Source organism: Cupriavidus sp. 86D6 (assembly GCF_057815095.1).
Window position 1 is genome coordinate 1 of sequence record NZ_JBYPSB010000017.1, and the last position, 26,563, is coordinate 26,563.

General features: G+C 64.7%; 22 protein-coding genes and 1 pseudogene. 10 read left to right on the forward strand and 13 right to left on the reverse strand.

What is annotated here, in order from left to right; all coding sequences use genetic code 11:
* From AC3G88_RS25405 to AC3G88_RS25415, 3 genes and pseudogenes are all read left to right on the forward strand, one after another.
* Positions 1 to 662, forward strand: a pseudogene (locus tag AC3G88_RS25405) (lytic transglycosylase domain-containing protein); the annotation flags it as partial.
* 441 nt (positions 663 to 1,103) lie between these two features.
* On the forward strand, positions 1,104 to 1,550 hold the full coding sequence (locus AC3G88_RS25410) for a hypothetical protein (RefSeq protein ID WP_488773742.1): 447 nt from the start codon (positions 1,104 to 1,106) through the stop codon (positions 1,548 to 1,550).
* A 604-nt stretch (positions 1,551 to 2,154) separates the two neighbouring features.
* On the forward strand, positions 2,155 to 2,703 hold the full coding sequence (locus tag AC3G88_RS25415) for a hypothetical protein (protein ID WP_488894099.1): 549 nt from the start codon (positions 2,155 to 2,157) through the stop codon (positions 2,701 to 2,703).
* A 165-nt stretch (positions 2,704 to 2,868) separates the two neighbouring features.
* On the opposite strand, the gene AC3G88_RS25420 is transcribed toward AC3G88_RS25415, so the two are convergent.
* Genes AC3G88_RS25420 through AC3G88_RS25430 form a run of 3 tightly spaced genes read right to left on the reverse strand, consistent with a single transcriptional unit; the run spans position 2,869 to position 8,758 of the window.
* The gene (locus AC3G88_RS25420) at positions 2,869 to 4,362 is read right to left on the reverse strand and encodes an efflux transporter outer membrane subunit (RefSeq protein WP_488894100.1); all 1,494 of its coding nucleotides are present in this window, start codon (positions 4,360 to 4,362) and stop codon (positions 2,869 to 2,871) included.
* Positions 4,359 to 5,543, reverse strand: coding sequence for an efflux RND transporter periplasmic adaptor subunit (locus AC3G88_RS25425; RefSeq protein ID WP_488773738.1), 1,185 nt, complete (start codon positions 5,541 to 5,543; stop codon positions 4,359 to 4,361). The genes AC3G88_RS25420 and AC3G88_RS25425 overlap by 4 nt, the downstream gene beginning before the upstream one ends.
* Positions 5,540 to 8,758 carry an efflux RND transporter permease subunit gene (locus tag AC3G88_RS25430; protein ID WP_488894101.1) on the reverse strand — a complete coding sequence of 1,073 codons (3,219 nt, stop codon included), beginning with the start codon at positions 8,756 to 8,758 and terminating at the stop codon, positions 5,540 to 5,542. Before AC3G88_RS25430 ends, AC3G88_RS25425 begins: the two co-directional genes overlap by 4 nt.
* Before the next feature lie 186 nt (positions 8,759 to 8,944).
* On the opposite strand from AC3G88_RS25430, the gene AC3G88_RS25435 reads away from it, so the two are divergent.
* The 3 genes from AC3G88_RS25435 to nfsB all read left to right on the forward strand — a co-directional run bounded on the left by AC3G88_RS25435 (position 8,945) and on the right by nfsB (position 11,868).
* Entirely contained in the window at positions 8,945 to 9,619 is a 675-nt protein-coding gene (locus AC3G88_RS25435; protein WP_488773736.1) for a heavy metal response regulator transcription factor, read from the forward strand.
* Positions 9,616 to 11,040 (forward strand): heavy metal sensor histidine kinase, encoded by a 1,425-nt coding sequence (locus AC3G88_RS25440; RefSeq protein ID WP_488773735.1) that lies wholly within the window; start codon positions 9,616 to 9,618, stop codon positions 11,038 to 11,040. The genes AC3G88_RS25435 and AC3G88_RS25440 overlap by 4 nt, the downstream gene beginning before the upstream one ends.
* Positions 11,041 to 11,214: 174 nt before the next feature.
* The gene (gene nfsB, locus AC3G88_RS25445; RefSeq protein WP_488773734.1) at positions 11,215 to 11,868 is read left to right on the forward strand and encodes an oxygen-insensitive NAD(P)H nitroreductase; all 654 of its coding nucleotides are present in this window, start codon (positions 11,215 to 11,217) and stop codon (positions 11,866 to 11,868) included.
* A gap of 54 nt (positions 11,869 to 11,922) precedes the next feature.
* On the opposite strand, the gene AC3G88_RS25450 is transcribed toward nfsB, so the two are convergent.
* Both AC3G88_RS25450 and AC3G88_RS25455 read right to left on the reverse strand, forming a co-directional pair.
* Positions 11,923 to 12,690: a hypothetical protein gene (locus AC3G88_RS25450; protein ID WP_488773733.1), complete on the reverse strand. Its 768-nt coding sequence runs from the start codon at positions 12,688 to 12,690 to the stop codon at positions 11,923 to 11,925.
* A 49-nt stretch (positions 12,691 to 12,739) separates the two neighbouring features.
* Positions 12,740 to 13,660: a LysR family transcriptional regulator gene (locus AC3G88_RS25455; protein WP_488773732.1), complete on the reverse strand. Its 921-nt coding sequence runs from the start codon at positions 13,658 to 13,660 to the stop codon at positions 12,740 to 12,742.
* Between the two features lie 161 nt (positions 13,661 to 13,821).
* Between AC3G88_RS25455 and AC3G88_RS25460 the strand changes: the two genes are divergently transcribed.
* On the forward strand, positions 13,822 to 14,577 hold the full coding sequence (locus tag AC3G88_RS25460) for an SDR family NAD(P)-dependent oxidoreductase (protein ID WP_153948741.1): 756 nt from the start codon (positions 13,822 to 13,824) through the stop codon (positions 14,575 to 14,577).
* Between the two features lie 107 nt (positions 14,578 to 14,684).
* Here AC3G88_RS25460 and AC3G88_RS25465 read toward each other — a convergent pair whose 3' ends face one another.
* The 3 genes from AC3G88_RS25465 to hppD form a co-directional block, all read right to left on the reverse strand.
* Positions 14,685 to 15,881, reverse strand: coding sequence for an amino acid aminotransferase (locus AC3G88_RS25465; RefSeq protein ID WP_488773731.1), 1,197 nt, complete (start codon positions 15,879 to 15,881; stop codon positions 14,685 to 14,687).
* 66 nt (positions 15,882 to 15,947) lie between these two features.
* A complete protein-coding gene (locus tag AC3G88_RS25470) occupies positions 15,948 to 17,336 on the reverse strand; it encodes an amino acid permease (RefSeq protein WP_488773730.1) in 1,389 nt (462 codons plus the stop codon).
* Between the two features lie 193 nt (positions 17,337 to 17,529).
* Positions 17,530 to 18,603, reverse strand: coding sequence for a 4-hydroxyphenylpyruvate dioxygenase (hppD, locus tag AC3G88_RS25475; protein ID WP_488773729.1), 1,074 nt, complete (start codon positions 18,601 to 18,603; stop codon positions 17,530 to 17,532).
* Between the two features lie 206 nt (positions 18,604 to 18,809).
* Between hppD and AC3G88_RS25480 the strand changes: the two genes are divergently transcribed.
* Both AC3G88_RS25480 and AC3G88_RS25485 read left to right on the forward strand, forming a co-directional pair.
* A complete protein-coding gene (locus AC3G88_RS25480; RefSeq protein WP_153948748.1) occupies positions 18,810 to 19,283 on the forward strand; it encodes an Lrp/AsnC family transcriptional regulator in 474 nt (157 codons plus the stop codon).
* 293 nt (positions 19,284 to 19,576) lie between these two features.
* Complete coding sequence (locus AC3G88_RS25485) at positions 19,577 to 20,098, forward strand: hypothetical protein (protein ID WP_488773728.1); 522 nt, start codon at positions 19,577 to 19,579, stop codon at positions 20,096 to 20,098.
* Between the two features lie 104 nt (positions 20,099 to 20,202).
* On the opposite strand, the gene AC3G88_RS25490 is transcribed toward AC3G88_RS25485, so the two are convergent.
* Together AC3G88_RS25490 and AC3G88_RS25495 are read right to left on the reverse strand one after the other, a co-directional pair.
* A complete protein-coding gene (locus AC3G88_RS25490) occupies positions 20,203 to 20,529 on the reverse strand; it encodes a thioredoxin family protein (protein WP_488773727.1) in 327 nt (108 codons plus the stop codon).
* 81 nt (positions 20,530 to 20,610) lie between these two features.
* Positions 20,611 to 22,944 carry an ATP-dependent DNA helicase gene (locus AC3G88_RS25495; RefSeq protein ID WP_488773726.1) on the reverse strand — a complete coding sequence of 778 codons (2,334 nt, stop codon included), beginning with the start codon at positions 22,942 to 22,944 and terminating at the stop codon, positions 20,611 to 20,613.
* A gap of 116 nt (positions 22,945 to 23,060) precedes the next feature.
* Between AC3G88_RS25495 and xth the strand changes: the two genes are divergently transcribed.
* Positions 23,061 to 24,011: an exodeoxyribonuclease III gene (xth, locus tag AC3G88_RS25500; RefSeq protein WP_488773725.1), complete on the forward strand. Its 951-nt coding sequence runs from the start codon at positions 23,061 to 23,063 to the stop codon at positions 24,009 to 24,011.
* Between the two features lie 146 nt (positions 24,012 to 24,157).
* Here the strand turns inward: xth and AC3G88_RS25505 are convergent, their stop codons facing one another.
* The 3 genes from AC3G88_RS25505 to AC3G88_RS25515 all read right to left on the reverse strand — a co-directional run bounded on the left by AC3G88_RS25505 (position 24,158) and on the right by AC3G88_RS25515 (position 26,539).
* The gene (locus tag AC3G88_RS25505) at positions 24,158 to 24,763 is read right to left on the reverse strand and encodes a TetR/AcrR family transcriptional regulator (RefSeq protein ID WP_488773724.1); all 606 of its coding nucleotides are present in this window, start codon (positions 24,761 to 24,763) and stop codon (positions 24,158 to 24,160) included.
* A gap of 231 nt (positions 24,764 to 24,994) precedes the next feature.
* Positions 24,995 to 25,444 carry a copper resistance protein CopQ gene (locus tag AC3G88_RS25510; RefSeq protein WP_488773722.1) on the reverse strand — a complete coding sequence of 150 codons (450 nt, stop codon included), beginning with the start codon at positions 25,442 to 25,444 and terminating at the stop codon, positions 24,995 to 24,997.
* Between the two features lie 399 nt (positions 25,445 to 25,843).
* Positions 25,844 to 26,539 (reverse strand): fumarylacetoacetate hydrolase family protein, encoded by a 696-nt coding sequence (locus tag AC3G88_RS25515; RefSeq protein ID WP_488773721.1) that lies wholly within the window; start codon positions 26,537 to 26,539, stop codon positions 25,844 to 25,846.
* Positions 26,540 to 26,563: the final 24 nt, after the last annotated feature.

A 26,563-nucleotide genomic window follows, 5' to 3' on the forward strand; every position in this document is an offset into this window, starting at 1 on the left:
AGGTCAAGGCGAGACTGCCTGATTTACCTGGTCCGGCGGTGTTTCATATGCATCCGGTGGGGGCGGTGGGGAATTTCTTCGTGGATATGCGTGTGCATGATTTCATCCGGAGAATCGGGGATGTTATCGCGCACGGGGAGGGAAATTATGAGTCTTACAACACCGGCACTATCAACCACAAAGTGGTTCACTCGTTCGTAAATCCGCCCGAAGGCACAATAACCAAGAAATCGATCAACGCCATACTCGAGGCGGCTAAATTACATCCAACAGATACAAATAGAATATTTGCGGCAGGAAAATATCAGGTGATAGAAACAACCCTGACGCAAGGAAAAGCTGCATTGAAGTTGACTGGAGATGAAATATTCGATGCTGAGACGCAGGAGTACTTTTTCAGGGAGTTTCTCATTGAGAAGGCGGGTAAAGGAAAGCTGGCGAACTTTATAAAGCGCGGGGTTGGATCCGCCGATGAGGCGCAATATGGGGCGTCACAGGAGTGGGCTTCTATTGCGACGCCAAAGGGGCGAGTACGATTGAGGAAGGCCGTCTCTGACGGAAACCAATCCTACTACGATGAGCCGCCGAACTTTGCCAATCCGGAGTCCACAAAAATGCTACGTGAGATATTAGAAGAGATATCAGAGTATTGGAAAGAGTAGGTGCGCATATGAAAAGAAAGCTCATCATTTGCGTAACCATCGGACTTTTCGGTGTCACCGCGCGAGCCGACTGCGTCATCGATAGTACCTTACCAACTTTGCCTCAGTTCATGCAGCAGGAAAATTACTCATCAGTCCGCAAAAAAGTTACTTTCGGCGGGGTGGGCGCCATATCGAGCTCCTGAAGCGCTGCCCTGTGCGGACGAAGACGAGCGATGCAAAGATCGACCGGAAATGCTCGCCTGTTCCGGAGTTCAGTTGGCGCCGTGCGCGTGGCTGTGGCGGAAAAATAAGGTATTTATCGTGGTAGGGACGATTTACGAAGTAGAGGATGAGCGATTTACAGGCGTCGGCGTTTATCACGAGTGCCCGCCATCGGAATAAATTTGGCTATGGCGCTTTGACGAGATCTCGCCATATTCAAGTCGGGAGAAATCTCCGATGAAAAGAAAGCTAATTCCGATATTGGCGATCGTGGTTCAAATGGAAATCTACGCAAAATGTGACATCGAGCCGATTCGAGACGTGCCCCACATCGCGATTGATGAACGATATTCCCATGTACGCCTAAAACTACTTTCCGCGGGATGTTTACCGTATCGCGCTCCTAATGCACTTCCATGTGAACTCGACGATAAACGCGGTGCGAATCGTCCCGAAATGCTTGCATGTTCTGGTGTTGGAATGGGTCCCTGCGCCTGGCTATGGAAGAAAAATATCATCGTTGACACGCTTGCAGATGTTGGTGATGAACTCTTCGTCGGCATTGGACAGTTCTATGGGTGTGCAGGTCCCGCCTGCATCGAATGTGACGCGCGGATTCATGAAGCCGAGGACAATCGTTTTAATAGCATCGGGGTTTATCACGAAATTCGTTCATTGAAATAATGAAAATGTGGTTGGAGCGGTGATCTTTATGAGATTTTGATCTGCTGTGAAAGCAGCAATGTTGTCAACATGCTGGCATGAATGGAGGGTTTTGATGCGATCAATTTTTCTTGTTTCTTTATGCTTCTTGCATGTTAATGCGGGAGCTACCTGTACGGTCGAAAAAATTCGCGATTATCCAGAGATGAGGGTTGGCGAAAAATACTCGAAAGTGCGGCAACAACTAATCTCGGCCGGCTGGACGCCATATAAAGCATCCCATGCGCTTCCATGTGAATCGTATGATTTGCGCTGCAAGGGCCGCCCAGAGATGATCGCGTGTTCGGGCGTGGAGTTAGGGCCTTGTGGTTGGCTGTGGAAAAAAACAGAATGATGCTTGTCGTCAATACGCTGGCCGATACGGGCGACGAAATTTTCCAAAGCATCTCCCAATATCAAGGATGTGACTGATCGGGTGAATGATTTTCGAAGCTCGACGCGGCCATGCTTCGGCAGGAAGTGGTCGAGAAACTTTTATGGGAAATCGCGAAGTGACACCCCGGAGATCTTAAGTGATTACTGTTTTTGATAACTCGGTTGCATCAACGGCGAAGGGGAATGGACGGTGAGCCGACCGCTGCGGTATCTTAAATGGGTAGGTGTTGCTGTAATTTTAATTATATCCAAGCCTGCAATCGGCGATGCAGCTAGCCATGCGCCTATCGACGGAAGTGCCTTGCACCCAGGGTGCTCGGTCGTCTTTGAGCGAGAGTATCTCGATCAGAAGAAGGGTTCGGGCGACGTGCCTCCTTTTTTTCTTTTTCCCGTTTGGCAATGTGACGATCAACGGTTGCTTATCGATAGATATGGAATTAATGGCGGTTCTCCTCAAGTGGTGGACGCCATGATCTGGAACGGCAAAGGAATAGTGGTGTTGGTGAAGTGGTCGGTCAGTTCGCGCGCCGCTGATTTCTCGGGCGATTACTATCGTGTATTCATTTATCGTCGTATTGAATTGACCGACGCCGAAGCCTTTGTGAGAGATTGTACGCTGATGAGTAAATTTCCAGAGGGCTGGGATGGCGAATGGAAAAATGGAGAGTCAGTCGTTTTCGAATACAAGGACGCCACTTCGCTCAGGCGGAAGATCTCGAAGATCTGGACTGAGTGGTAAAGCTCATGGAAAACCACTAGAAGGCACAAGGCTACGTTGGTCGGCGGCGCATATATGAACAGCGTAATTATTAGCGTGATTTTCGGTAGTTTCGGCGTGGCTGCTTAAGCGATTTGCATGGATGATGATGCTTCTCCGAAGTAATCGGGCGAGAAACAACCAGTTCTACTGGAGTCCAGTGCCCGTCCCTTGCCACCCCCCACCCAACGCCCGGAACAACGACACGCTGGCCGCCAACTGCCTCCGGTGCACGGCTTCCAGCGCGCGAGCGTCGATTAGGGCGGCGGCTTGCACGACGTTGACGTCGAGGTAGGCGGCGGCGCCCTTGCGGTAGCGGTCGGTGGCCTGTTGCAGGGCGCGGCGGGATGCGGTGACGGCGGCTTGCTGGCTGGCGGCTTCGTGGTCCAGCAACCGTAGTGCGGCGTAGTTGTCTTCCACGTCCTGTACGGCCTTGAGCACCGTTTCGCGGTAGTCGGCGGCGCTGGCGTCGAACTGGGCGCGGGCGCTGTCCACGCCCGCCTGGCGCTTGCCGCCGTCGAATATCGTTGCGGCTAGCGCGGGGCCTACGGCCCAGAAGCGGCTTGGCGCGGTCAGCCAGCCGGCCAGTCCCGAGCTTTCCAGTCCGCCGTTCAGGTTCAGCATCAGCGTCGGGAAGAAGGCCGCGCGGGCCACGCCGATCTGCGCGTTGGCGGCGGCGACGCGGCGCTCGGCGGCCGCGATGTCGGGGCGGCGCTGCAGCAGGGTGGCGGGCACGGCGGCCGGGGTGACGGGCAGGGCGATATCGGCGCTTGCGGTGCCGGCGATGTTCGCGGCGTCGGCGGGCAGTGCCGGCAGCGCAAACGTGCTGGCGGGTTCGCCCACCAGCGTGGCCAGCGCATGCAGCAACTGGGTGCGGGACAGTTGCAGGTCGGCCAGTTGCGCTTGTGTGCTTTCCACCTGAGCCTGCGCCTGCGCGACATCGCCTTCGGCGGCGATGCCGCCCTTGTAGCGGTTGGTCACCAGTTGCAGCACCGACGCGTAGGCGTCCACGGTCTGTTGAAGCAACGCGGCTTCGCGGTCGAGCGAGCGGATGCCGAAGTAATCGATCGCGGCTTCGGCCTGCAGGCTCAGGCGGACCGCGGCCACGTCGTCGGCACTGGCCTGCAGGCGGGCTTTTGCGGCATCGACGTTGTTGCCGATGCGTCCAAACAGGTCGGGTTCCCAACTGGCGCCGAGGCCCAGCAGGTGATCGGGCGTTGTTTTTCCAGCCCGCGAGTGCCCGAGTACGTTGGCCGACAGGTGCGTACTTGTGACGCTGGCCGTGGCGCCGACGGTCGGAAAGTAATCGGCGCGGGCGGCATCCACCTGGGCACGGGCATCGCGCAGCAGGGCCATCGATTTCAGCAGGCTCTGGTTCGATACGTCGATGCGGGCCAGCAGGGCGTCGAGCGTGGCGTCGTCGTACGCGCGCCACCAGTCCGGCGCGATGGCGTCGTCCGGCTGCGCGCCCTGGGCGCCGCCGTCCTGGGCTTCGTGGTAGGCGGCCGGCATCGGCATCGCCGGGACGTGATAGGGCACGCTGGCGCAGCCGGCCAGCCATGCGCAGGCCAGCACGATGACGGTGCGGTGGAAGGTGCAATGGAAGGTGCGCTTGATGAGCGGTTTCATGGTGAGCGTCATGCCGGATCTCGCTTTGCCGGCGCGGCCACGCGTACCGTCATGCCGGCCACGATGCCGTCGCCGGGGTTGACCACGACGCGGTCGCTGGCTTGCAGTCCGTCCAGCACTTCCACATGGGTGCCGAAGTCGCGCCCCAGCGCCACGTGGCGGATCGTCAGTGTGTTGTCCGGGCCGACCACGGCAACGGTCGGGCCGCCGGCCGGAAACATCAACGTATTGGCGGGCAGATCGAGCCCCGCGTGTGCGCTGCCCACTTCCAGATGCACCTGTGCGTAGGCGCCCGGGAGGATGCGGCCGTCCTGGCTATCGACATCGAGTTCCACGCGCAGGCTGCGCGTGACGGGATCGATGGCGCCGGCCGTGCGCGCCACCGTGGCGGGGTAGCGTTTGTCCGGCGCTTGCGGCAGCGTCAGCCAGGCCTGCGTGCCCGGCCCCATTCCCGCGCTGACGTCCTGCGGCACCTGCGCGTAGACGCGCAGCCGAGTGCCGGCCGAGATATGGAACAGTTCGCGCCCCTGGCCGGGCGCGCTGCCGGCATCGATCAGCGCCCCGGTATCGACGTTGCGTGCTGTAATCACGCCGTCGAACGGCGCGCGGATCTGCGTGTAGCTGGCAAGCTGCGCCAGCCGCGAGGTATTCGAGCGCGCCGCCGCCAGCAGCGCCGCCTTGGCGTTCATGTCGGCCACCTTCTGGTCGGTTTCCTGCTGGGCGACGGAGTTCGTCGCCTGCAGGTCCTGCCAGCGTTTGGCCGTGGTGCTCGCCAACTGGTAGTTGGCGGCGGCGGTCGCTTCGTCGGCGCGTGCCTGCCGCAACTGGTCGGCCACTTCGGGCGCGTCGATCTCGGCCAGCAACTGGCCCGCCTTGACCGGGGTGCCGATATCGGCGTACCAGTGGCGCAGATAGCCGTTGACGCGCGCATGGATGGCGGCGTCCTCGTAGGCGCGGACGTCGGCCGGCAGGGTGATGTCGTGCGCGGCCGCTGCGGCGCGCGGCTGCACCACGCTGACGATGGGCGTCTGCGCGGCCTGCGCGCGCTGCTGCAAGACGGCGTGGCCTTGCCAGCGCGGCACGATGCCGGCCGTCAGGGCCAGCGCCACGGCGGCGCCCGCCAGGGCCAGCATGGCCAGCCTGGGGTTGCGGCGCGGCGCGGCCGCCTTGGGATCGAGGTCGGTTCGGGTCATGCCAGGCGCTCCTGAAGGGGCGTGTTGTGATCGGATCGTGCGCGGCGGGCCATCCAGCCATGCAGCACGGAGAAAAAGACCGGCACCAGCACCAGCGTGGCCACGGTGCCGAAGGCCAGGCCACCGATCACGGTGCGGCCCAGCGGGGCGTTCTGCGCGCCGGCGCCGCCCGAGCCCAGCGCCATCGGCACCATGCCGAACAGCATCGCCAGCGCGGTCATCGCCACCGGCCGGAAGCGGCTGAAGCCGGCGTCCCAGGCGGCGTCGATGGGGTTCGCGCCTGCCGACAGGCTGTCGCGCGCATGGCTGATGACCAGGATGCTGTTGGCGGTGGCAATGCCCACGCAGATGATGGCGCCGGTGAGCGCCGGCACGCTGATGGTGGTGTCGGCGGCAAACAGCATCCACGCCATGCCCGAGAGCGCCACGGGCAGGGCGCCGACGATGGCCAGCGGATCGAGCCACGACTGGAAATTCACCACCATCAGCAGATACACAAGCACGATGGCGGCGGCCAGGCCCGTGACCAGCCCTGTGAACGATGCACGCATGGTCTGCACCTGGCCGCGCACGACGATGTCGGACCCGGCCGGCAGTTGCGGGCGCACCTGATCGACGATGCGCTGCACGTCGCCGGCCACGGCGCCGAGGTCGCGGCCGCGCACCGCGCCGAACAGGTCCAGCACGGGCTGCACGTTGTAGTGCGACACCACGCCTTGCTGGCTTCCGCGGGCGATGGTGCCGAACTGGCCGAGTTGCCCGGCGCCGCCCTGTTGCGCGGTGTCGGCGCCCAGCCCCAGCGGAATGTTCGACAGCCGCTGCAGCGAGTCCATCGCGTACTGGGGCACGGAGACGGCCAGCGGATAGCTGACGCCGTTCTTCGGGTTGAGCCAGAAGTTGGGCGCGGTCTGGCCGCTGCCGGACAGCGCAATCAGCATGTTCTGCGCCACTTCGCGCTGCGACAGCCCGGCCTGCAGCGCGCGCGTGCGATCCACGTCGACGGTCAGCGCGGGCTGGTCGGCCGGCTGCTGCAGGTGCAGATCGGTCAGGCCCGGCACGCCGGCCAGCTTGCGCAGCAACTGGTCTGCCACCTTGCGGTTGCCGGCCAGATCCTTGCCGACGATCTGGATGTCGATGGGGGCGGGCAGGCCGAAGTTCAGGATCTGGCTGACCATGTCGGCCGGCAGGAACGAGAAGCTGACGCCCGGGAAATCCTTCTGCAGCACGGCGTCGAGCTGGTCCACCAGCACGCCGGAACGGCCCGCGTCCGGCTTGAGGGACACCAGGATCTCGGCGTCGCCGGTGCCGATCGGCAGCGACGAATCGTAGGTCAGGTTGATGCCGCTGACCGGCAGGCCGATATTGTCGACGATGCCCGCCACGTGCTGCGGCCCCACCACGCGGCGGATGTCGGCTTCGACCTGATCGGTGATGCGGGCGGTCTCCTCGATACGCGTACCGGTGCGAACGCGCATATGCAGGCGGATCTCGCCGCTATCGACGGCCGGGAAGAAGTCCTGGCCCAGGAACGGCACCAGCGTCATCGACCCCACACAGGCCAGCGCGAAGAGCGTCATGGTCCGGCGCGGCCTGGCCAGCGCGGCGGACAGCATGCGCCCGTAGGCGCCGCGCACCCGCTCGAAGCCGGCCTCGAAGCGGCGGTGGGCCGTGCCGAACCAGCGGGTCAGGCCCGCCAGCCACCCCCTGGCGGGGCGTTTGGCTGTCCGCGCATCCGACTCGCCGCGCAGCAGGTAATGCGCCAGCGTGGGAATCAGGGTGCGGGACAGGAAGTACGAAGCCATCATCGCAAACACCACCGCCTCGGCCAGCGGCACGAACAGGTAGCGCGCCACGCCGCTGAGCAGGAACATCGGCAGGAACACGATGCAGATGCACATCGTGGACACCAGCGTGGGCAGCGCGATCTCGCCCGACCCGTCGAGAATAGCCTGCTCCAGCGGCTTGCCCGTTTCGCGGTGGTGGGCAATGTTTTCGATGGCCACGGTGGCGTCGTCCACCAGCACGCCCACGGCCAGCGCCAGGCCGCCCAGCGTCATGATGTTCAGCGTCTGTCCCAGTGCCGCCAGCCCGATCAGGGCGGCCAGCACCGACAGCGGGATGGTGATGGCGATAATCAGCGTGGCGCGCCAGCTTCCCAGGAACAGCAGGATCATCATGGCCGTCAGGCAGGCGGCCACCAGCGCCTCGTGCAGCACGCCGTCGATGGCCGAGGTGACGAACACGGACTGGTCGGACAGCGGCTGCACCTGCAGCGACTTCGGCAGGCCGGACAGGATGTGCGGCAGCAGGGCGCGGATCTGCGCCACCACGGTCAGCGTGGACGCACTGCCGGTCTTCTCGATTTCGAGCAGCGCGGCGCGCTTGCCGTCGTGGCGCACCACGTTGGTCTGGGGCGCGTAGCCATCGTGCACCTGCGCCACATCGCGCACATAGACCGTGCCGTCGGGGCCGCTGCGTACCGGCAGGTCGTTCAGCGCGGCCACGGTCTGGGTGCTGCCATTGAGGTCCACGCGGTATTCGAGCGCGCCGATCTTGGCCGTGCCGCCGGGCAGCACGAGGTTCTGGGCGTTGATGGCGTTGACCACGTCCAGCGGCGCCAGCCCGCGCGCCTGCAGCGCCGCCACGTTCAGATCCACCATCACCTGGCGCACCTTGCCGCCATAGGGCAGCGGCACAGACGCCCCCTGCACCGTGGCCAGTTGCGTGCGGATAAAGCTGTTGCCCAGGTCGTACAGTTCCTGCTCGGGCAGCGTGTCGCTGCCCAGCGCCAGGCGCAGGATCGGCACCGTCGAGGCGTTATAGCTCAGCACCAGCGGCGGCGTGGCGCCGGGCGGCATCTGCTTGAGGATCGATTGCGCGCCCGCCGTGGCTTGCGAAATCGCACGGTTGATGTCGGCGCCGGGGTGGAAGAAGACCTTGATGACGGCCACGCCCGGCAGCGACTGCGACTCGATGTGCTCGATGTTGTCGACATCGGTGGTCAGTGACCGCTCGTAGCCGGTGACGATGCGCTGGGCCATGTCCTGCGCCGACAGGCCGTTGTAGCTCCACACCACGCTGACCACCGGGATGTCGATCGACGGGAAGATGTCGGTCGGCATGCGCTGGATGGCCACCACGCCGCCCAGCAACAGCAGGATGGCGAGCACGATGAAGGTATAGGGCCTGCGCAGGGCGAGCCTGACAATCCACATGCTTTCTCTCCCGGCGCCCCGATGGCGCGGCAATCGTAAGGAATGGAGCCGATTCTAGAAACCGCCCGCCCTGTGAATTCCGGTCAAAACGATTACAGTCTTGTCATCCAAACCGGCGGCGCCGCTCGCTACCATCCAGCTGGCAATGCGGCGGATTGGCGCCGCCGATGGTTGAGGACTGGACCGATGAAGATCCTGGTAGTCGAAGACGAACCGAAAACGGGCGAATACCTGCGCAAGGGGCTGGCCGAGTCGTCCTTTGTGGTGGATCTGGCGCGCACTGGCGCCGATGGCCTGCACCACGCGATGGAAGACGACTACGACCTGATCATCCTTGACGTGATGCTGCCCGGCATGAACGGCTGGGACGTGCTGCGCCGGCTGCGCGAAAGCAAGGACACGCCCGTGCTGTTCCTGACGGCGCGCGACGAGGTGGAAGACCGTGTGCGCGGCCTGGAGCTGGGCGGCGACGACTACCTGGCCAAGCCGTTCGCGTTCGTGGAACTGCTGGCGCGCGTGCGCACGCTGCTGCGGCGCGGGCCGGTGCGCGAGGCCGACCGCATCGAGGTGGCCGACCTGGAAATCGACCTGATCCGGCATCGCGTGATGCGCGCCGGCCAGCGCATCGACCTGACGCCGCGCGAATTTGCGCTACTCCATTTCCTGGCACGCCGCAGCGGCGAGGTGCTGAGCCGCACGCAGATCGCATCGCATGTCTGGGACATGAATTTCGACAGCGACACCAACGTGGTCGATGTGGCCATCCGGCGCCTGCGCGCCAAGATGGACGACCATTTCGCGCCCAAGCTGATCCACAGTGTGCGCGGCATCGGCTACGTGCTGGAACTGCGCGCGTCGTGACGGCGCGCCGGCATACCCGCCTGCTGCCCCGCTCGCTGACCGCGCGGCTGGCGGTGGCATTCGCGCTGATCGCCGGCTGCGCCTTCGCGGGCGTGGGCCTGTACCTGTACCGGGCGCTGGCCACGCAGATCATCGAGCGCGACGACTCGGAGCTGCTGCGCAAGGCCGTTCGTGCGCGCGCCGAGCTGGCCGAATTGCCGGCCGCCGACGCCCAGGCCGGTCGGTGGCAGGAGATTCGCGGCATTGTCGCGGGCAACGACGAATTCGGCCTGCGGCTGCTGGCGCCGGATGGCGCGCTGCTGACGCAGGCGGGCGCGCAGCCGGGCAACATGCCGGCGGTGGACGCCATTGGCGCCGACACGCCGCCATCGGCAGCGGCCATTCAGTCATGGGAGACGCCGGGCGCGATACCGGCGCGCGGTCTGGCGATGCAGGCGCGCGTGGGCACCGGCGCGGGCGCGCGGACGGTGCGGGCGGAGATCTACCAGGTAGCGGCGTCGCGCGTGCTGCTGCTGCGCGACTATCGGCTCAAGCTCTGCGTCGCCGTGTGCCTGGGGGCGCTGGGCGCGGGCTTGCTGGGCTACGCGGCCTTGCACGCAGGCATGGCGCCGCTGCGGCGCATTGCGGCCGGCACGGCGTCGGTGACGTTTGCCAGCGGCGTGCTGCCAGTCGATCCGTCGCGGCTGCCGGCGGAGCTGGACGAATTGGCCAGCGCGCTGCAACGAATGATCGACCGCCTGCGCGAGCGCTACGAGCGCCTGTCGCAGTTCTCGGCCGACCTGGCCCATGATTTCCGCACCCCGATCGGCAACCTGCTGGGCCAGACCCAGGTGGCGCTGTCGAGCGAGCGGTCTGTGGAGGAATACCAGGCGCTGCTGGCATCCAACGTCGAGGAATACGAGCGGCTGTCACGCATGATCGAGAACATGCTGTTCCTGGCGCGCGCCGACAATGCGCAGGTGGCCATGCACCGGGTGGAGCTCGACCTGCCGTCCGAACTGGCCCGTCAGGCCGACTATTTCGAGCTGCTGGCCGATGCGCGCGGCATCGCCATCCAGGTGGACGCGCGGGGCACGCTCTACGCCGATGCCACGCTATTCCGGCGCGCGCTGGGCAACCTGCTGTCGAACGCCGTGCATCACTCGCCCGAATCGGCGGTGATTGCGCTCCGGAGCCGGGATGAAGCCGGCACGGTGGTGATCGAAGTGGCCAACCACGGGCCCGGCATCGCGCCCGAGCACCTGCCACGTTTGTTCGACAGGTTCTTCCGTGGCGACCCCGCCCGCGCCAATTCCGGGGAATCGTCGGGCATCGGGCTGGCCATCGTGAAGACCATCATGGAACTGCACCACGGCGCGGTGCAGGTGGAATCCATGCCCGACGGCCTGACCACGTTCCGGCTGGTGTTTCCTGACCGCTGAGAGGGTGATCGCCCTCCGGGCACCCGCGCCTGCCGCGGCGGGCTCCATGGAACGCCTGGTCATTTTCACTCCCGAAGTGAAAGTGCTGACAGATTTCCCCGGTTTTTCGATAGCATCGCGGCTGCGATAATGCGACGCATAGTCGATTTACTTATCCACGATCCGGAGCTCCTCATGAATTTCACCGACGCCGTCCTGTCCCGCCATACCGTCAAGGCCTACGAAGGCGGCCAGACCTTGCCGCAGGAACAGGTGGACATGCTGCTGGCGTGGCTGCACAACAGCCCGTCGTCGGTCAACTCGCAGCCGTGGCATTTCGTGGTGGCATCGACGCCCGAGGGCCGCGAGACCATCGCCAGGGCGGCCACCGGCACGTTTTCGTACAACCATCCGAAGATCGTCGATGCCTCGCATGTGATTGCGCTGTGCATGCGCGCCGACCTGGACGAAGCCCACCTGCGCGCCGTGCTGGACCAGGAGGAACGCGACGGCCGGTTCAAGGTGGAAGGCGCCCGCGAAGGCCAGGACAAGAGCCGCCGCTCGTATGTGGACCTGCACCGCTACGCGCTGCGCGACGTGCCGCAATGGATGGAAAAGCAGGTCTACCTGGCGCTGGGCGGCCTGCTGCTGGGCGCCGCGATGCTTGGCATCGACGCCACACCGATGGAGGGCTTTGACGCGGGCGCGCTGGACACGGCGCTGAACCTGCGTGAGCGCGGCCTGACCAGCGTCGTGCTGGTGTCGCTGGGCCGTCGCAGCGAAAAGGACTTCAATGCCGGCCTGCCGAAGTCCCGCCTGCCGAAAGAGGCGGTGTTCACGCATATCTGAGGCCAGCGGGGCCGGAAGAGGCTCTGGCCCCTATCCCGCTTTCCGGCGAGGCCGTCAGGTCTGCGGGTCGGCCAGCAGCCATTGGCCGGTGACCGGGCATACCCAGACTCGTCGGCCATCGCGCCGCACCTGCTCTTCCTCGACCTGTGCGGCGGGAGCCCAGTCATGGTCGAACGTCACGCGTAGCGCGCGGGCCACCCGGGCCTCTTCGATGGGCAGTTCCCAGGTCAGGAACAGCTGCGTGTTGTCGTGTCCGTCCTGGTTGGCCGGGAAATCGGCGGGATCGAAGCGGTCCGCGCCGCGCGGCACGACGCCGTGGGGCTGGCAGGTATCGAACAGCAGCACCGTGCCGCGACGCAGGGGGATGCGCAGGTCCAGCGATGGAAAATGTACGTCCTGTCCCTTGTCGTCACTGAGGAACAGATTGCAGAAGGCTGCGCCGCCGTACTGGTCGCCGTCATGGTGATACCGGGCGCCCCGGCAGACCATCAACGCGATATCGCTTTGGGCCAGCAGGCCCGGCAGGCCCAGCGACGCCGTCCAGTCGGCCACGGCCTGCACGCAGCGCCCGTAGTCGGGCCAGCGCATCCGCGCACGGGCCAGCGGCATGACCTCGACATCGCCGGGCTCCAGCGTCATCTGCGACGCAATCTCGCGCGTCCAGTCCGCCAGCAGCCGCGCCGGCGGGGCGGGAATGTCCACCGTATCCGACAGGATCACCTCGCTCACGCGCCGGCTGCGCATGGCGTCGCCGCTCCGGAAACAGGCGGTCAGGGCTTGCGGCGAAGGCGGTGGGGAAGTGGGATGGCGGTCGTCGGGCATGGCCGGCAGTGTAACGCCGGCCAACGCGGGGCCGGCACGTGGCGCAGGCCTAGCGCCTGCCCGTGCAGTCGAACGGCGCGAACAGTGCCACCACCCAGTCCACAAACGCCCGCAGCCTTGCGCTCTGGTTCCTCGACGGGTGGAACACGATATGCAACGGATGCAGCGGCCGGCTCCATTCAGGCAGCAGTGGGACCAGCGCGCCGGTTTCCACGTGCGGCCGCGCCATGAAGCCGAAGGTCTGCGCCACGCCCAGGCCGCTGACCAGGGCCGTCAGGTGGGCCGTGCTCTCGTTGACAAACACGCCGTGCCGGCTGCGCACGTCCACGTCGATGCGCTCGCCGTCGCGCTCGAACCGCAGCGGCATCACGCGGCCCGTGAGCGACGAAAAGTAGCCCACCACGTCGTGGTCGGTCTGCAGCACGGCCGGGTGCGTCGGCTTGCCGCGCGCGGCAACGTACGGCGCGGCGGCGTAGGTGCCCCAGTCCAGGCTGGCGACATGCCGGGCGATCAGGGACGTATCGGTCAGGTCGCCGCCCCGGATCACGCAATCGACGGCGTCGCCGATCAGGTCCACATGGCGGTCGCCCACGCCGACTTCGAGCTGGATCTCGGGATACTTCGCGCGGAAGGACGGCAGGTTGGGCAGCAGGATCAGGTTGGCCAGCGATGATCCGATGTCCACGCGCAGGCGCCCGCGCGGTGCGCCGCGGGCATCGGCAAACAGCGTATCCATCTCATCCACATCGGCCAGCAGCTTGACCGCGCGGCGGTAGTACGCCTGGCCCTCGTCGGTCACCACCACCTTGCGGGTGGACCGCTGGAACAGCTTGATGCGCAGGTGTGATTCCAGGTCCTGGATCAGCTTGGTGACGGTGGGACGCGGAATGTTGAGCGTGTCGGCGGCCTTGCTGAAACCGCCGGACTCGGCGATGCGGACGAATACGCGCAGGGCTTGCAGTTGATCCATGGCTCAGGAGAAGGCAAAAACGGGCAGGGCGATGGCGCCGCACGCAGTATGCCTGATTATTCATGGTGATGAATAATGATTTAATTTGATCGCTGTTTATTCGTAATTCATTAACGCTTACAGTTGCGCTCATCCACTCTTCAACACGAAAGGAACACATCATGAGCAAGCGACTGGAAGGCAAGATCGCCCTGGTAACTGGCGGCACGAGCGGCATCGGACTGGCCGCCGCGCAGGACCTGGCCCGCGAAGGCGCGAAGGTGTATGTAACGGGCCGCCGCGCCGCGGAGCTGGACAAGGCCGTGGCAGCCATCGGCCATGGCGCGGTAGGTGTGCAGGGCGACGTGACCCGCGAGGCCGATCTCGATGCGCTGGTCAAGACGATCCGCGAGGGCGATGGGCGGCTGGACGTGCTGTTCGCCAATGCCGGCGGCGGCACCATGGCGCCGCTGGGCGAGATCACGGCGCAGCATTTCGACGATACGTTCAATCGCAATGTCCGTGCCGTGGTGTTCACGGTGCAGAAGGCCCTGCCGCTGATGGGCAAGGGCGGTTCCATCATCCTGACCGGCTCGATTGCCGGATCGACGGGCACACCGGCGTTCAGCATCTACAGCGCCTCGAAGGCGGCGGTGCGCGGCCTGGCCCGCAGCTGGGTGCTGGACCTCAAGGATCGCGGCATCCGCGTGAACGTGGTGAGCCCCGGGTCCACGCACACGGTGGGCCTGGCCGAGCTGGGCGGCGACACCAAGGCGGGCCAGGACGGGCTGCTGGGCTACCTGGCCTCGCTGGTGCCAATGGGCCGGCTGGGCGCCCCGGAGGAAATCGCCCGCGTGGTGACGTTCCTGGCGTCCGACGATTCGAGCTTCATCAACGGCGCCGAAATTGCCGCCGATGGCGGTCAGGCGCAGGTCTGAGCGACAGGCCCGGTTCGGACGATATCGTCCGGGCAAAGCAAACAGCCACCCGAGGGTGGCTGTTTTGCTTAAAACGCGAGGGCGCGTCGAAGGGGGCGGCCCAGCTATCAGCCCTTCAGCACCTGGCCGATGGCGTTCGCCACCACGCCGACGTTGCGTTCGTTCAGGCCGGCCACGCACATGCGGCCCGAGCGCAGCACGTAGACGCCGTGCTCGTTCTTCAGGCGGTCCACCTGGTCGGCCGACAGGCCGGTGTAGGTGAACATGCCGCGCTGCTTGATGTAGCGCGACAGCTTCTCGCCGCTGACATGCTCGCGCAGCTGGTCGTGGATGGCCTGGCGCATGCGCGTGATGCGCTGGCACATGGCGGCCAGTTCCGTTTCCCAGCTCTGGCGCAGGGCCGGCGTGGTCAGCACACGGGCCACCACGCGGGCGCCGTGGGTGGGCGGGTTGCTGTAGTTGGCGCGCACGGCGCCGGTCAGCTGGCCCAGCACGCGGCCGGCTTCGTCGGCGCTCTGGCAGATCACGGAGAGACCGCCGCAGCGTTCGCCGTACAGCGAGAAATTCTTCGAGAACGAATTGGCCACCAGCGCGGGCACGTTCTGGCGGGCCAGTTCGCGCACGGCAAAGGCGTCGTCATCCAGGCCCGAGCCAAAGCCCTGGTAGGCCATGTCGACAAACGGCAGCAGCTTGCGGGCCTTCAGCACGCCGATCACCTGGCGCCACTGGTCTTCGTTCAGGTCCACGCCGGTCGGGTTGTGGCAGCAGGCGTGCAGCAGCACGATGCCGCCCTGCGGAATGGCGTCGATGGCCGCCAGCATGGCGTCGAACTTGAGGCCGCCGGTTTCGGCGTCGTAGTACGGGTAGGTGTTGACCTTGAAGCCGGCGCGCTCGAACACCACGCGGTGGTTTTCCCAGCTTGGGTCGCTGATCCACATTTCCGCCGTCGGGAAATAGCGTTTCAGGAAGTCGGCGCCCACGCGCAGCGCGCCCGAGCCGCCCAGCGTCTGCAGCGTGGCGATACGGCCTTCGGCGCGGGCGGCGCAATCCTCACCGAACACCAGCGCCTGCACGGCCTGGCGGTAGGCAGCGATGCCGGCCATCGGCAGGTAGGGGCGCGGGCCCATGTCCGACAGCAGCGCGGCTTCGGCTTCGGCCACGGCCTGCATGACGGGCAGGCGGCCTTCGTCGTCAAAGTAGATGCCGATGCTCAGGTTGACCTTGTTGGTACGCGGGTCCTGCTGGAAGTCCTCGTTGAGCGAGAGGATCGGGTCACCGGGAAAGGCTTCGATGTGTTCGAACATGGGATGCGTCTGGCTTGCGGGTTCAGGGGGGGGCGGCCCGGTGTGCGCACGGGCCGCTCAGGCAGGTTACTGGATCTGGGCGCTCGCGGCGGGCATGGCCGAACCGGCGCTCTTCTGCCGGAGGCGATAGCTTACGCCAAGAATGACCAGCCAGACCGGAATCAGGTAGACCGAAATGCGCAGGCCCGGGGTCAGGAACATCACCACCAGGATGCCGGCCAGGAAGACCAGCGTCACGTAGTTGGTCAGCGGATAGCCCAGGCTCTGGAACGCCGTGGTCTTGCCTTCGGCGCGCTTGGCGCGGCGGAACATCAGGTGAATGATGCTGATCATGGCCCAGTTGATGATCAGGGCCGACACCACCAGACCCATCAGCAGCTCGAAGGCTTCGCCCGGCATGAAGTAGTTGACCAGCACGCACAGGCCGGTGGCCAGGGCCGATACGCCCAGCGCGGCCAGCGGAATGCCACGACGGTTCACCTTCATCAGCGCACGCGGGGCGTTGCCCTGTTGCGCCAGGCCCAGCAGCATGCGGCTGTTGCAGTAGACGCCGCTGTTGTAGACCGACAGCGCCGCCGTCAGCACCACCACATTCAGCACCGTGGCCACGATATCGCTGTTCATCGCATGGAAGATCAGCACGAACGGGCTGCCGCCGGTGACCACCTTCTGCCACGGGTACAGCGACAGCAGCACGGCCAGCGCGCCAACGTAGAAGATCAGGATGCGGTAGATCACCTGGTTGGTGGCCTTGGGAATGCTCTTGCCCGGGTTGTCGGCCTCGGCGGCGGTAATGCCCACCAGCTCCAGACCGCCGAACGAGAACATGATCACGGCCATCGCCATCACCAGTCCGCCCAGCCCGTTCGGGAAGAAGCCCCCGTGCTGCCACAGGTTGGCTACGCCGGCTTCGGGGCCGGCGCCGCCAGTACCCAGCATGTAGCCGCCAAAGCCGATCATGCCGACAATGGCCGCGACCTTGATGATCGAGAACCAGAATTCCATCTCGCCGAACGACTTCACGCTGGCCAGGTTGATGGCGTTGATGACGACGAAGAAGCCCAGGGCCGATACCCATGTCGGGATGCCCGGCCACCAGTACTGGACGTAGATGCCCACCGCCGACAGTTCGGCCATGCTGACCAGGATGTACAGCACCCAGTAGTTCCAGCCGGACATGAAGCCGGCAAAGTGGCCGCAATACTTGTTGGCGAAGTAGCTGAACGAGCCGGCTACCGGTTCGTCGACGACCATCTCGCCCAACTGGCGCATGATGAAGAACGCGACGATGCCGGCCAGCGCGTAGCCCAGCAGCACGGATGGGCCGGCCAGCTTGATGGTCTGGGCAATGCCCAGGAACAGGCCGGTGCCGATGGCGCCGCCTAGCGCAATCAGCTGGATATGGCGATTCTTCAGGCCACGCTTGAGCGTGCCTTGGCTATCGGGAGCATGCATTGGGGTGTCTATCCTCTACCCATTCTTGTGGAATGGCGGCGCGCCTCTTTGGGGTTGGGCGCTTTGAAAAAACGCCGGCGCGGGTAACGCCGGACGCGGGGGTGCGCGCCGGCGAAAACCCGAGAGTTTACCGGCACACGCTTGGAAACGCAGAAGAAACGGGTCAGCCCGGTTCAGCGCCGGGCCGGATGCGTCACACCTTCAGCGTGCCGCGCTCGATCTGGTCGCGCTCGAGTGATTCGAACAGCGCCTTGAAGTTGCCTTCGCCGAAGCCGTCGTCGCCGGAACGCTGGATGTACTCGAAGAACACCGGGCCCAGCACGGTCTTCGAGAAGATCTGCAGCAGCAGGCGGGGCTTGCCGCCTTCGGTGGTGCCATCCAGCAGGATGCCACGGGCCTTGAGCTGGTCCACCGGCTGGCCGTGGCCGGGCAGGCGGGTGTCCAGGGCTTCGTAGTAGTAGTCGTTCGGGGCGGTCATCAGCTCGACGCCGGCCAGTTGCAGGCTGTCGATGACGTCGAGCAGGTTGTCCACGGCAAAGGCGATGTGCTGGATGCCTTCGCCGTTGAACGCCATCAGGAATTCCTCGATCTGGCCGGCCCCCTTGGACGATTCCTCGTTCAGCGGAATGCGGATCTTGCCGTCCGGCGCGGTCATCGCCTTCGAGGTCAGGCCCGTGTACTCGCCCTGGATGTCGAAATAGCGGATTTCGCGGAAGTTGAACAGGCGTTCGTAGAAGTTCGCCCAGTAAGCCATGCGTCCACGGTAGACGTTGTGCGTCAGGTGGTCGATCAGCTTGAGGCCGTGGCCCTTCGGATGGCGGTCCACGCCCTCGATGTATTCGAAGTCGATGTCATAGATCGACTTGCCGTCCTCGAAGCGGTCGATCAGGTACAGCGGCGCGCCGCCAATGCCCTTGATGGCCGGCAGGCGCAGTTCCATCGGGCCCGTGGCGATTTCGACCGGCTGGGCGCCCAGCATCAGCGCGCGGTTGTACGCCTTGTGCGAGTCCTTCACGCGGAAGGCCATGCCGCAGGCGCTGGGGCCATGTTCGGCGGCGAAATAGGCGGCTTCGCTATGCGGCTCGTTGTTGACGATGAAGTTGATGTCGCCCTGGCGATACAGCACCACGTCCTTCGAGCGGTGACGGGCCACCAGCGTAAAGCCCATTTTCTCGAACAGCGGTTCCAGCACGTTGGGGGTGGGCGAGGCGAATTCAACGAACTCGAAGCCCATCAGTTGCATCGGGTTTTCAAACAGGTCGGCCATGATCGGAGTACCTCGGGGGCGAGAGCGGGGATAGAAATAATATTTCGGTGAGGCAGCCGCGCGAGTGGCTTGGGGGACGCTTGGCGCGCTGCATGACGTGAGGAAATTGTAGAACCCGCCCCGCTAAATAGGATTTCGTAAGGCACGCAGGGAAACCCTGAAAGATGAGATAAGATTTCGTCAAACCGCCATCTCAGGAAATCAGAATGCAGCAAACCGACCTCGACCGCATTGATCGCCGCTTGCTGGCGGAACTGCAGGAACACGGGCGCGCCACCAACCTCGAACTGTCCGAGGCGATCAACTTGTCCCCGGCCCAGACGCTGCGCCGCCACCGCCGCCTGGAAGAGGGCGGCATCATCAAGCGGTACGAGGCGCGGCTGGACAGCACCGCGCTCGGGTTCGGCGTGACGGCGTTCATCCACGTGACGATGGAACGCGGTCATATTCGCGATTTGTCCAAATTCAAGGGGCTGGTGGCGGAACTGGCCCAGATCCAGGAGTGCTTCTCCGTGACCGGCGACATCGACTATGTGCTGAAGGTGGTGGCCAAGGACCTGAAGTCGCTGTCCGACTTCCTGCTCGACACCCTGATGCGCATCCCCGGCGTGAGCGGCGTGAAATCAAGCGTGTGCCTGGACGAAATCAAGTGCACCAGCGCGATGCCGCTGGATTTGTGAACAGGGTCGCAGATGCACGCCTGAAAAGCCCGCCATGTGCGGGCTTCTTGTTTCGTTGGGCTGTGAAAACCGGAGATATGCGATTTTTTGTGAGCGGCACCTCGTGCTAGAGATGTGGGGCTTTTCCCAAATCTCTCGGAGGTCAGAATGTCACACTCTCGCAGCACAAAAGAACGGCCATATGGGCGGATGATCGATCCCGACAAGGTTCAGGTGGAACGATGAGAGAGATTCGATTTTTGGAAACTCGGAAATGAATGGTTGAAAGTTTCCAGAGGAAAGGAGTACAGGTAATGCGAATCGCCCCGGCTGTACTGTTTCTTGTCGGTTGTCATTCCATTGCCCAGGCGCAGCCGCCGCAAGCTGTCATCGAAAGTTGTCTTCTCGGGTATTCAACCACTGCTGGAACTTCTGTCGCGATGGGCACGAGCGGGCATCAGGTTATTGAAGACGTTCCTGGCTACCGCCTGACGTGGCCAGAGCGATTGCCCGGTATTCGCGTCGGATATGCCATCAGCAACGACGGGGATAACGATTATGTGTTTGTGGGCCGCCGCCGTGGGTATGTCAGACGGGCCATTCCACTGACGCAATGGCAGCCTGCGCCATTAGACAACCCCTTGCGCGCACAGTATGGCGTCGTGACACAGGGAAAAAGCCGCTACGCGTGCGTGGTGGAAGCCGCCGGACAGGGTTCCGCAGCTTTCGTCATGGCCGGGTACATCGGCCAATTGGCACCAGCCAAGGAAAAGGCCATACAACTCTACTATGCGGTAGCGGACACCAAGACATTCAAGGGATTCAAGTCGGATTGATTTTGCGGTTGGCCGAGTAGAAACAGCCCGCCGTAGTGCGGGCTGTTTGTTGTCGGTCCCGTTCAGTGAGACAAAGCGAACCCGGGGACGGGAGCTTCGGGAAATCACTGGTCGATCTTGCGCATGGCCTCGGTGATGTCCCGGGCGTCGTCCGGGCGCACCAGGCGCGCCACCTCCTTGCCGTCGCGCAGGAATACCAGCGTGGGCCAGAGCTTCACGCGGAACGAGCGGCCAAGCGGGCGTCCGCTGCCGTCCTCCACCTTGATGTGGTCGATGGCCGGGTGCTGGCCGAAGGCCGATTCGATCAGCGGTTGCGCGCGCTGGCAGAAGCCGCACCAGGGGGTGCCGAACTCCAGGATGGTGGCGCCGCGCAGCGCATCGATCTCGTCGCGCGACGGCTCCGTCGTGGCAAAAGTGTGGGTCATGCTCATCGGTTGGGGCTCCGTCGATACATGGATCTGGTGATGGTCTGATGCCCCCGACACGCGATTTCCGCGCCAGCGGCGTAGCCGTCATTCTGCCAGCGACAGCGGGCGCGCGTGCGCCGGCGGCCCGGTAAGAATTTCCCACCATGCCGGCAAAAGCGCCTGCACTTCGGCGCGCGCATAGCGGTCGTCGATCAGCCAGACCACGCCACGGTCCTGCTGGGTGCGGATCACGCGGCCGGCGGCCTGCACCACCTTGCGCAGGCCCGGATACAGGTAGGCGTAGTCGTAGCCTTGTCCGAACACGGTTTCCATGCGCTCGCGCAGCTGCTCGTTGACCGGATTGATCTGCGGAAGGCCCAGCGTGGCCACGAAGGCACCGATCAGGCGGTCACCGGGCAGGTCCACGCCTTCGGAAAACACCCCGCCCAGCACGGCGAAGCCGATGCCCTGGCCGCCGGGCGCGAAGGCGTCCAGAAACGCTGCCTGGCCTGCCTCGGTCATGCCACGCGCCTGCGACCAGGCAGGAATGCCGGGGTGCTGCTCGGCCAGCAGCGCCGCCGCCTGCTGCAGATAGTCGTGGCTGCTGAAAAACGCCAGATAGTTGCCCGGGCGCCGCGCAAACTGGTCGGCCATCAGTTGCACGATGGCGGGCAGCGAGCGCCGGCGCTGTGCGAAGCGCGTGGAAATATGGCGCGCGACGTGTACATCGAGCTGCTCGGCCCGGAACGGCGACGGCACTTCCACGCCTACCGCGCTGGCGGGCAGCCCCAGCAGGTTGCGGTAGTAGTCGGCGGGCTGCAGCGTGGCCGAGAACAGGGTGGTCGAATGCGCGCCCGCGAAGCGCGGGGCCAGGTAGGGAGCGGGCAGCAGGTTGCGGATGCACAGGTCGGCGTCGAAGCCAGTCCGCTTGCGCGGCGTGCGCGTGATGTCGAACAGCGAATGCTTGCCGCCGTATTCGGTCATCTGCTCGGCCAGACGCAGGAAATGCATGGCGTCGAAATAGAAGCGTTCCAGCGCGGCGTCGTGCCGCTGCGGATGGTCGCTCATGTCGTCGATGATGGCCGTGCAAAGCTGCACCAGCGCCTCGACGAACGCGGCGGGCTCCTCGTCGCGCGTTTCGTACGGGGCATCGCCGGACTTGGCCAGCGCATGCCATTGCCGGTAGACGCGGTCCATCGGCCGCTTCAGCGCCGCCGGCGCGGCCAGCCGTACGCCCCGGAACGCCGCATGGTCGAGCGTGGACGTGTACATCGCACGGCCCCGGTCCACGAGGTTGTGCGCTTCGTCCACCAGCACGCTGACGCGCCATTCGTTCATCGCGGTCAGCATGTATAGCAGCGCGCTGCGGTCGAAGTAGTAGTTGTAGTCGCCAACCACCAGATCGCTCCAGCGGATCATCTCCTGGGCCAGGTAATAGGGGCAGACCTGGTGCGCGCGGGCGATGTCGCGCGTGGTGGCGCGGTCCAGCAGCGGTGCGCGACTGGCGGCGTCGCGGGCAGCGGGCAGGCGGTCATAGAAGCCCTGCGCCAGCGGGCACGATTCGCCGTGGCAGGCCAGGTCGGGGTGTTCGCAGGCCTTGTCGCGGGCGGTCAGCTCCAGCACGCGCAGCGGCGTCTCGTCGGCGTTCTGCCTGAGCTGCCGTGTGGCATGCAGCGCCACGGCGCGCCCCGTGGATCGGGCCGACAGGAAGAACACCTTGTCGATGCGCTGCGTCGGCATGGCCTTGAGCGCCGGGAACACCGTCCCGATCGACTTGCCGATGCCCGTCGGCGCCTGCGCCAGCAGCGTGCGCGCCGACGCGTTGGCCTTGTAGACCGATTCCGCCAGCATTCGCTGCCCTTCGCGGAACGTGCCGTGCGGGAAGGCCAGCGCGGCCAGCCCCGCGTCGCGGCCCGTGCGATGCGCGGCCTCGCGTTCGGCCCAGTGCATGAAGCGGCGGCAGCTGTCCTCGAAGAATTCGCGCAGCGCCTGGGCCTCGAACCGTTCCTTGAGCACGCGTTCCTGCTGGCTCACGATGTCGAAATACACGAGCGCCACGTCGATCTGCTTCAGTTCGCGCGACTGGCACAGCAACCAGCCGTAGATCTTGGCCTGGGCCCAGTGCAGCGCCTGGTGATTCTGTGGAGTCTCCACCTTCTGGCCGCGCACCGTCTTGATTTCTTCCACGCGGTTGGTCACCGGGTTGTAGCCGTCGGCACGCCCGCGCACCCGCAGGCCCTCGAAATCGCCCGCCAGGGCGATCTCGGCCTCATAGCCCGGCCCGCGCCGGCTTGTCACCACGCCATGCCCGGCCACGCCTTCCTGCCCGGTGGGCGAGGGCGTGAAGCGCAGATCGAGGTCGCCCGCCTTCGCCGTGAACTCGCACAAGGTGCGCACGGCGACGGTATAGCGGGGCGGGTTGGTAGATGTGGCGGACAAGACGCAAAAGGGGGTAAGGATCGCGGGACTGTATGAATATACAGTGATCGGACACCGACAGGAAATTCCGGCGCGCGAATCTAAGATGGAAACCGGCCTGAAAGGAGAACGTTCCGATGCATCCGCTCAAGATCGCCACCTTCAATATCAATGGGGTACGCACGCGCCTGCAGGCGCTGCTGAACTGGCTGGAACGCGAGGCGCCCGACGTGGCCTGCCTGCAGGAGCTGAAGACGGTAGACGAGGGGTTTCCGATCGACGAGATTCGCGCGGCCGGTTACGGGGCGATCTGGCACGGCCAGAAGTCGTGGAATGGCGTGGCGATCCTGGCCAGGGGCGCCGATCCGGTGGAGGTGCGGCGTGGGCTGCCGGGCGGCGACGAGGATACGCAGAGCCGTTACCTGGAAGCCGCCGTCGAGGGCGTGCTGATCGCGTGCCTGTACCTGCCCAACGGCAATCCGCAGCCGGGCCCGAAGTTCGACTACAAGCTGGCATGGTTCGAACGGCTGATCCGGCATGCGCAGACGCTGCTGGAGAGCGGCCACCCGGTGGTCATCGCCGGCGACTACAACGTGGTGCCCACCGATGACGACATCTACAACACGCGTTCATGGCTCAAGGACGCGCTGCTGCAGCCGGAAAGCCGCGAGTGTTACCGCCGCCTGCTGGCGCAGGGCTGGACCGATGCGCTGCGTGCGCGCTATCCCGACGAGAAGATCTACACGTTCTGGGATTACTTTCGCCAGCACTGGCAGACCAATTCAGGGCTGCGGATCGACCATCTGCTGCTGAGCCCCGGCCTGCGGCTGCGCGATGCCGGCGTCGACAAATGGGTGCGCGGCGAGGAGAAGGCCAGCGATCATGCGCCGGCATGGGTCGTAATCGACGCTGGCGGCGGAGAGCCGGCCGGGAAGGTGACGAAGGGGGCGGCGAAGGCGACGGCGAAGACATCCACTACGACGAAGGCAGCGGCGACGAAGGCGGCGACGACGAAAGCGGCCCCGAAGAAGGCGCCCGCAAAGAGGGCCGCCGCGAAGAAGGCTGCGACCGGGAAAGGCGCCTCGTAAACAAACGAAAAAACGTCGACGAAAAAAATCGCCGGAGGACGATCCCGGCGTCGGAGAAATTGGGTGACGCCCGTCGCGAGAGCGGACGGCGGGCGTCGGGCGCCTGAACCGGGGCGCCCAGAAAACTGTTCAGGCCCGGATGGTCATCAGGCCATCGCCGGTTCGTGCTCGGCCACTGCGCACATCGAACCGCGCACGGCACCCAGCAGCATGTCGGCCGCGGCGTCCAGCCGATCGCTGGAGCCCGACATCCGCGCGGTGATGATGCCGTTCTGGATCGCGCCATACAGCACCTTGGCCAGCAACTGCGGCGGCACCGGGTACGGCTGGCCGCGTTCGGCCTCGGCGCGGCGCAGCAGGTTCGCGATCCAGGTTTCATTTGCCTGGAAATGTGCCTGCAGGTAGCTGCGGATCGCATCGGGCAGTGCCAGCACCTCGGCGGACAACATGCCGGCCAGGCAGATCTGGTTCAGCTCGATGTCGTTGCGCAGCGGGCCCACATATCGCTCGGCCTGCTCGATCAGCGGCAGCGATGTGTCGATGGCCGCCAGCCGGGCCTGCGAGCGTTCACGGTACAGGCGCACCACTTCCAGCACCAGATCGTCCTTGGCCGGGAAGTAGTAGTGGATGCTCGATGTCTTCACGCCTACCAGCTCCGCGAGGTCGCGGTAGCTGAAACCGTTGTAGCCCCGTTGCCGGATCAGCACGGAGGCGTGCTCGAGCAATTGATCGCGTACGGAATGCGTTTTCATGTCAACTGTCCGCGCCTTTTGTGGCGATGGACCCTCCGGTTGTTCGCCCGCCCGGCCTTTCAGATGGACAGGTTCTGCGCAACCAGCGAAAGGACTGCGCCGCTGGTGAGGCAGAGCACCACCCAGCCGCCCAGGATCAGGGCTGTGTCACGCAAGGTCATGATGAAGCTCCAGGTATCTGTTCCGGCCATGTCCCGGGAATCTCCTCCGGGGCATGGCCGTGGCGGGGGCTCAGGCGAGGGCGCCGTCGGTGTACACGTCGAAGCTGCGCGACGGTTCGGAGGAGACACCCGTGCGGTCCAGGCCGGCGACGGTGCGGGCACCATCGGTGTACGGGTCGAACTTGTCGATCTTGGCGCCGTCGGTGAACGGGTCGGCCTTGCCGACGCGCGCACCATCGGTGTAGGCGTCGCGGTTGCCGATGCTGGCCACCAGGCCGTCGCGGTTGGTCACCCGTGCACCGTCGGTGAAGGCGTCGCGGTTACCGATGCGGGCGCCTTCGCTGAAGGCATCGAACTTGCCCTGACGGGCGCCATCGGAAAAGGCGCTGCGTTGGTCTTGCACGCGATAGCTGTAACCGTAGACTTCGCCAGTCTTCTGCGCGGCGGGGGCGGCCTGGACAGCGCCAGTCACAAAAGCGGCGGCGAGGGCGGCGGCGGTAACGATGGTCTTGGCGTTCATGATGCTCTCCTTGGCAAGGCCGGCGATCCGGGTTCGTGTGTGGATCGCTGGCCGATGTCTGTGCTGCGAATCAGGGGTCTTTCTTCTTGCTGCTATCTACTGCTAGATAGATACGGTGCGCTAAAAAAAAGACCGCTTCCGGTACTGACAAACAACCTTGTGATGCTTGGATTCGGCTGCGCGGCTTGTTTCGTTTGCTGCGTTGCGTCGTCCATGGCTCGAATATTATCTACTACTAGATAGATAAGCAAGGAGAATTTGAAGAAATTCCGATGTGCCCGGTGGAGGGTTTGCTCTAGGCGCGATGGCTCACGACGCTAACCTGCTGAATCCAAAAGAAAAAGGCGGTAATGCCGGTCGCGCCGACATCACCGCCTTGGGTCAGCCGTAGGGCCCGGCTTACCGCTTGCCGATCGTGAAAGCGATCTCGCCGACACCTTCGACGCCAGCCGTCACCGCGTCACCGGGGTTCAACGCACCCACGCCTGCCGGGGTGCCCGTAAAGATCAGGTCGCCTGGCTGCAGTGTCATGGCCTCGGAGATATACGCGATGACATCGGCCACGGGCCAGATCAGTTCGGTCAGGTCGCCTTGCTGGCGCGTTTCGCCGTTGACCTTGAGCCAGATGGCGCCCTTGGCCGGATGGCCGATGACCGACGCCGGTTGCAACGGGCCACACGGGCCCGACGCGTCGAACGACTTCGACCAGTCCCACGGGCGGCTCATCTTCTTGGCCACGTCCTGCAGGTCGCGGCGTGTCAGATCCACCCCCACGCCGTAGCCCCACACCAGATCCAGCGCCTGCTCGGGTTTGACGTTGGCGCCGGCCTTGCCAATGGCCACCACCAGTTCGATCTCGTGATGCAGGTTTTCGGTCAGCGGCGGATATGGCACGACGCCTTCGGCCGCCACCACGGCGTCAGCCGGCTTGGTGAAGAAAAACGGCGGCTCGCGGTCGGGGTCCTTGCCCATCTCGCGGGCGTGCGCGGCGTAGTTGCGGCCCACGCAGAACACACGGCGGATCGGAAAACGGGCCTGGCTGCCGGCAACGGCCACGCTGGCCTGCGGCGCGGGTTGGATCACGAAATCGGTCATGTCTCGCTCTGTCTCGCTATCAGT

Bases quoted from the DNA above. Each gene is read 5' to 3' on its own strand.
- AC3G88_RS25410 (WP_488773742.1), top strand. From the start codon at position 1,104: ATGAAAAGAAAGCTAATTCCGATATTGGCGATCGTGGTTCAAATGGAA.
- AC3G88_RS25420 (WP_488894100.1), bottom strand. From the start codon at position 4,362: ATGACGCTCACCATGAAACCGCTCATCAAGCGCACCTTCCATTGCACC.
- AC3G88_RS25425 (WP_488773738.1), bottom strand. From the start codon at position 5,543: ATGACCCGAACCGACCTCGATCCCAAGGCGGCCGCGCCGCGCCGCAAC.
- AC3G88_RS25430 (WP_488894101.1), bottom strand. From the start codon at position 8,758: ATGTGGATTGTCAGGCTCGCCCTGCGCAGGCCCTATACCTTCATCGTG.
- AC3G88_RS25435 (WP_488773736.1), top strand. From the start codon at position 8,945: ATGAAGATCCTGGTAGTCGAAGACGAACCGAAAACGGGCGAATACCTG.
- nfsB (WP_488773734.1), top strand. From the start codon at position 11,215: ATGAATTTCACCGACGCCGTCCTGTCCCGCCATACCGTCAAGGCCTAC.
- AC3G88_RS25450 (WP_488773733.1), bottom strand. From the start codon at position 12,690: ATGCCCGACGACCGCCATCCCACTTCCCCACCGCCTTCGCCGCAAGCC.
- AC3G88_RS25455 (WP_488773732.1), bottom strand. From the start codon at position 13,660: ATGGATCAACTGCAAGCCCTGCGCGTATTCGTCCGCATCGCCGAGTCC.
- AC3G88_RS25460 (WP_153948741.1), top strand. From the start codon at position 13,822: ATGAGCAAGCGACTGGAAGGCAAGATCGCCCTGGTAACTGGCGGCACG.
- AC3G88_RS25465 (WP_488773731.1), bottom strand. From the start codon at position 15,881: ATGTTCGAACACATCGAAGCCTTTCCCGGTGACCCGATCCTCTCGCTC.
- AC3G88_RS25470 (WP_488773730.1), bottom strand. From the start codon at position 17,336: ATGCATGCTCCCGATAGCCAAGGCACGCTCAAGCGTGGCCTGAAGAAT.
- hppD (WP_488773729.1), bottom strand. From the start codon at position 18,603: ATGGCCGACCTGTTTGAAAACCCGATGCAACTGATGGGCTTCGAGTTC.
- AC3G88_RS25480 (WP_153948748.1), top strand. From the start codon at position 18,810: ATGCAGCAAACCGACCTCGACCGCATTGATCGCCGCTTGCTGGCGGAA.
- AC3G88_RS25485 (WP_488773728.1), top strand. From the start codon at position 19,577: ATGCGAATCGCCCCGGCTGTACTGTTTCTTGTCGGTTGTCATTCCATT.
- AC3G88_RS25490 (WP_488773727.1), bottom strand. From the start codon at position 20,529: ATGAGCATGACCCACACTTTTGCCACGACGGAGCCGTCGCGCGACGAG.
- xth (WP_488773725.1), top strand. From the start codon at position 23,061: ATGCATCCGCTCAAGATCGCCACCTTCAATATCAATGGGGTACGCACG.
- AC3G88_RS25505 (WP_488773724.1), bottom strand. From the start codon at position 24,763: ATGAAAACGCATTCCGTACGCGATCAATTGCTCGAGCACGCCTCCGTG.
- AC3G88_RS25510 (WP_488773722.1), bottom strand. From the start codon at position 25,444: ATGAACGCCAAGACCATCGTTACCGCCGCCGCCCTCGCCGCCGCTTTT.
- AC3G88_RS25515 (WP_488773721.1), bottom strand. From the start codon at position 26,539: ATGACCGATTTCGTGATCCAACCCGCGCCGCAGGCCAGCGTGGCCGTT.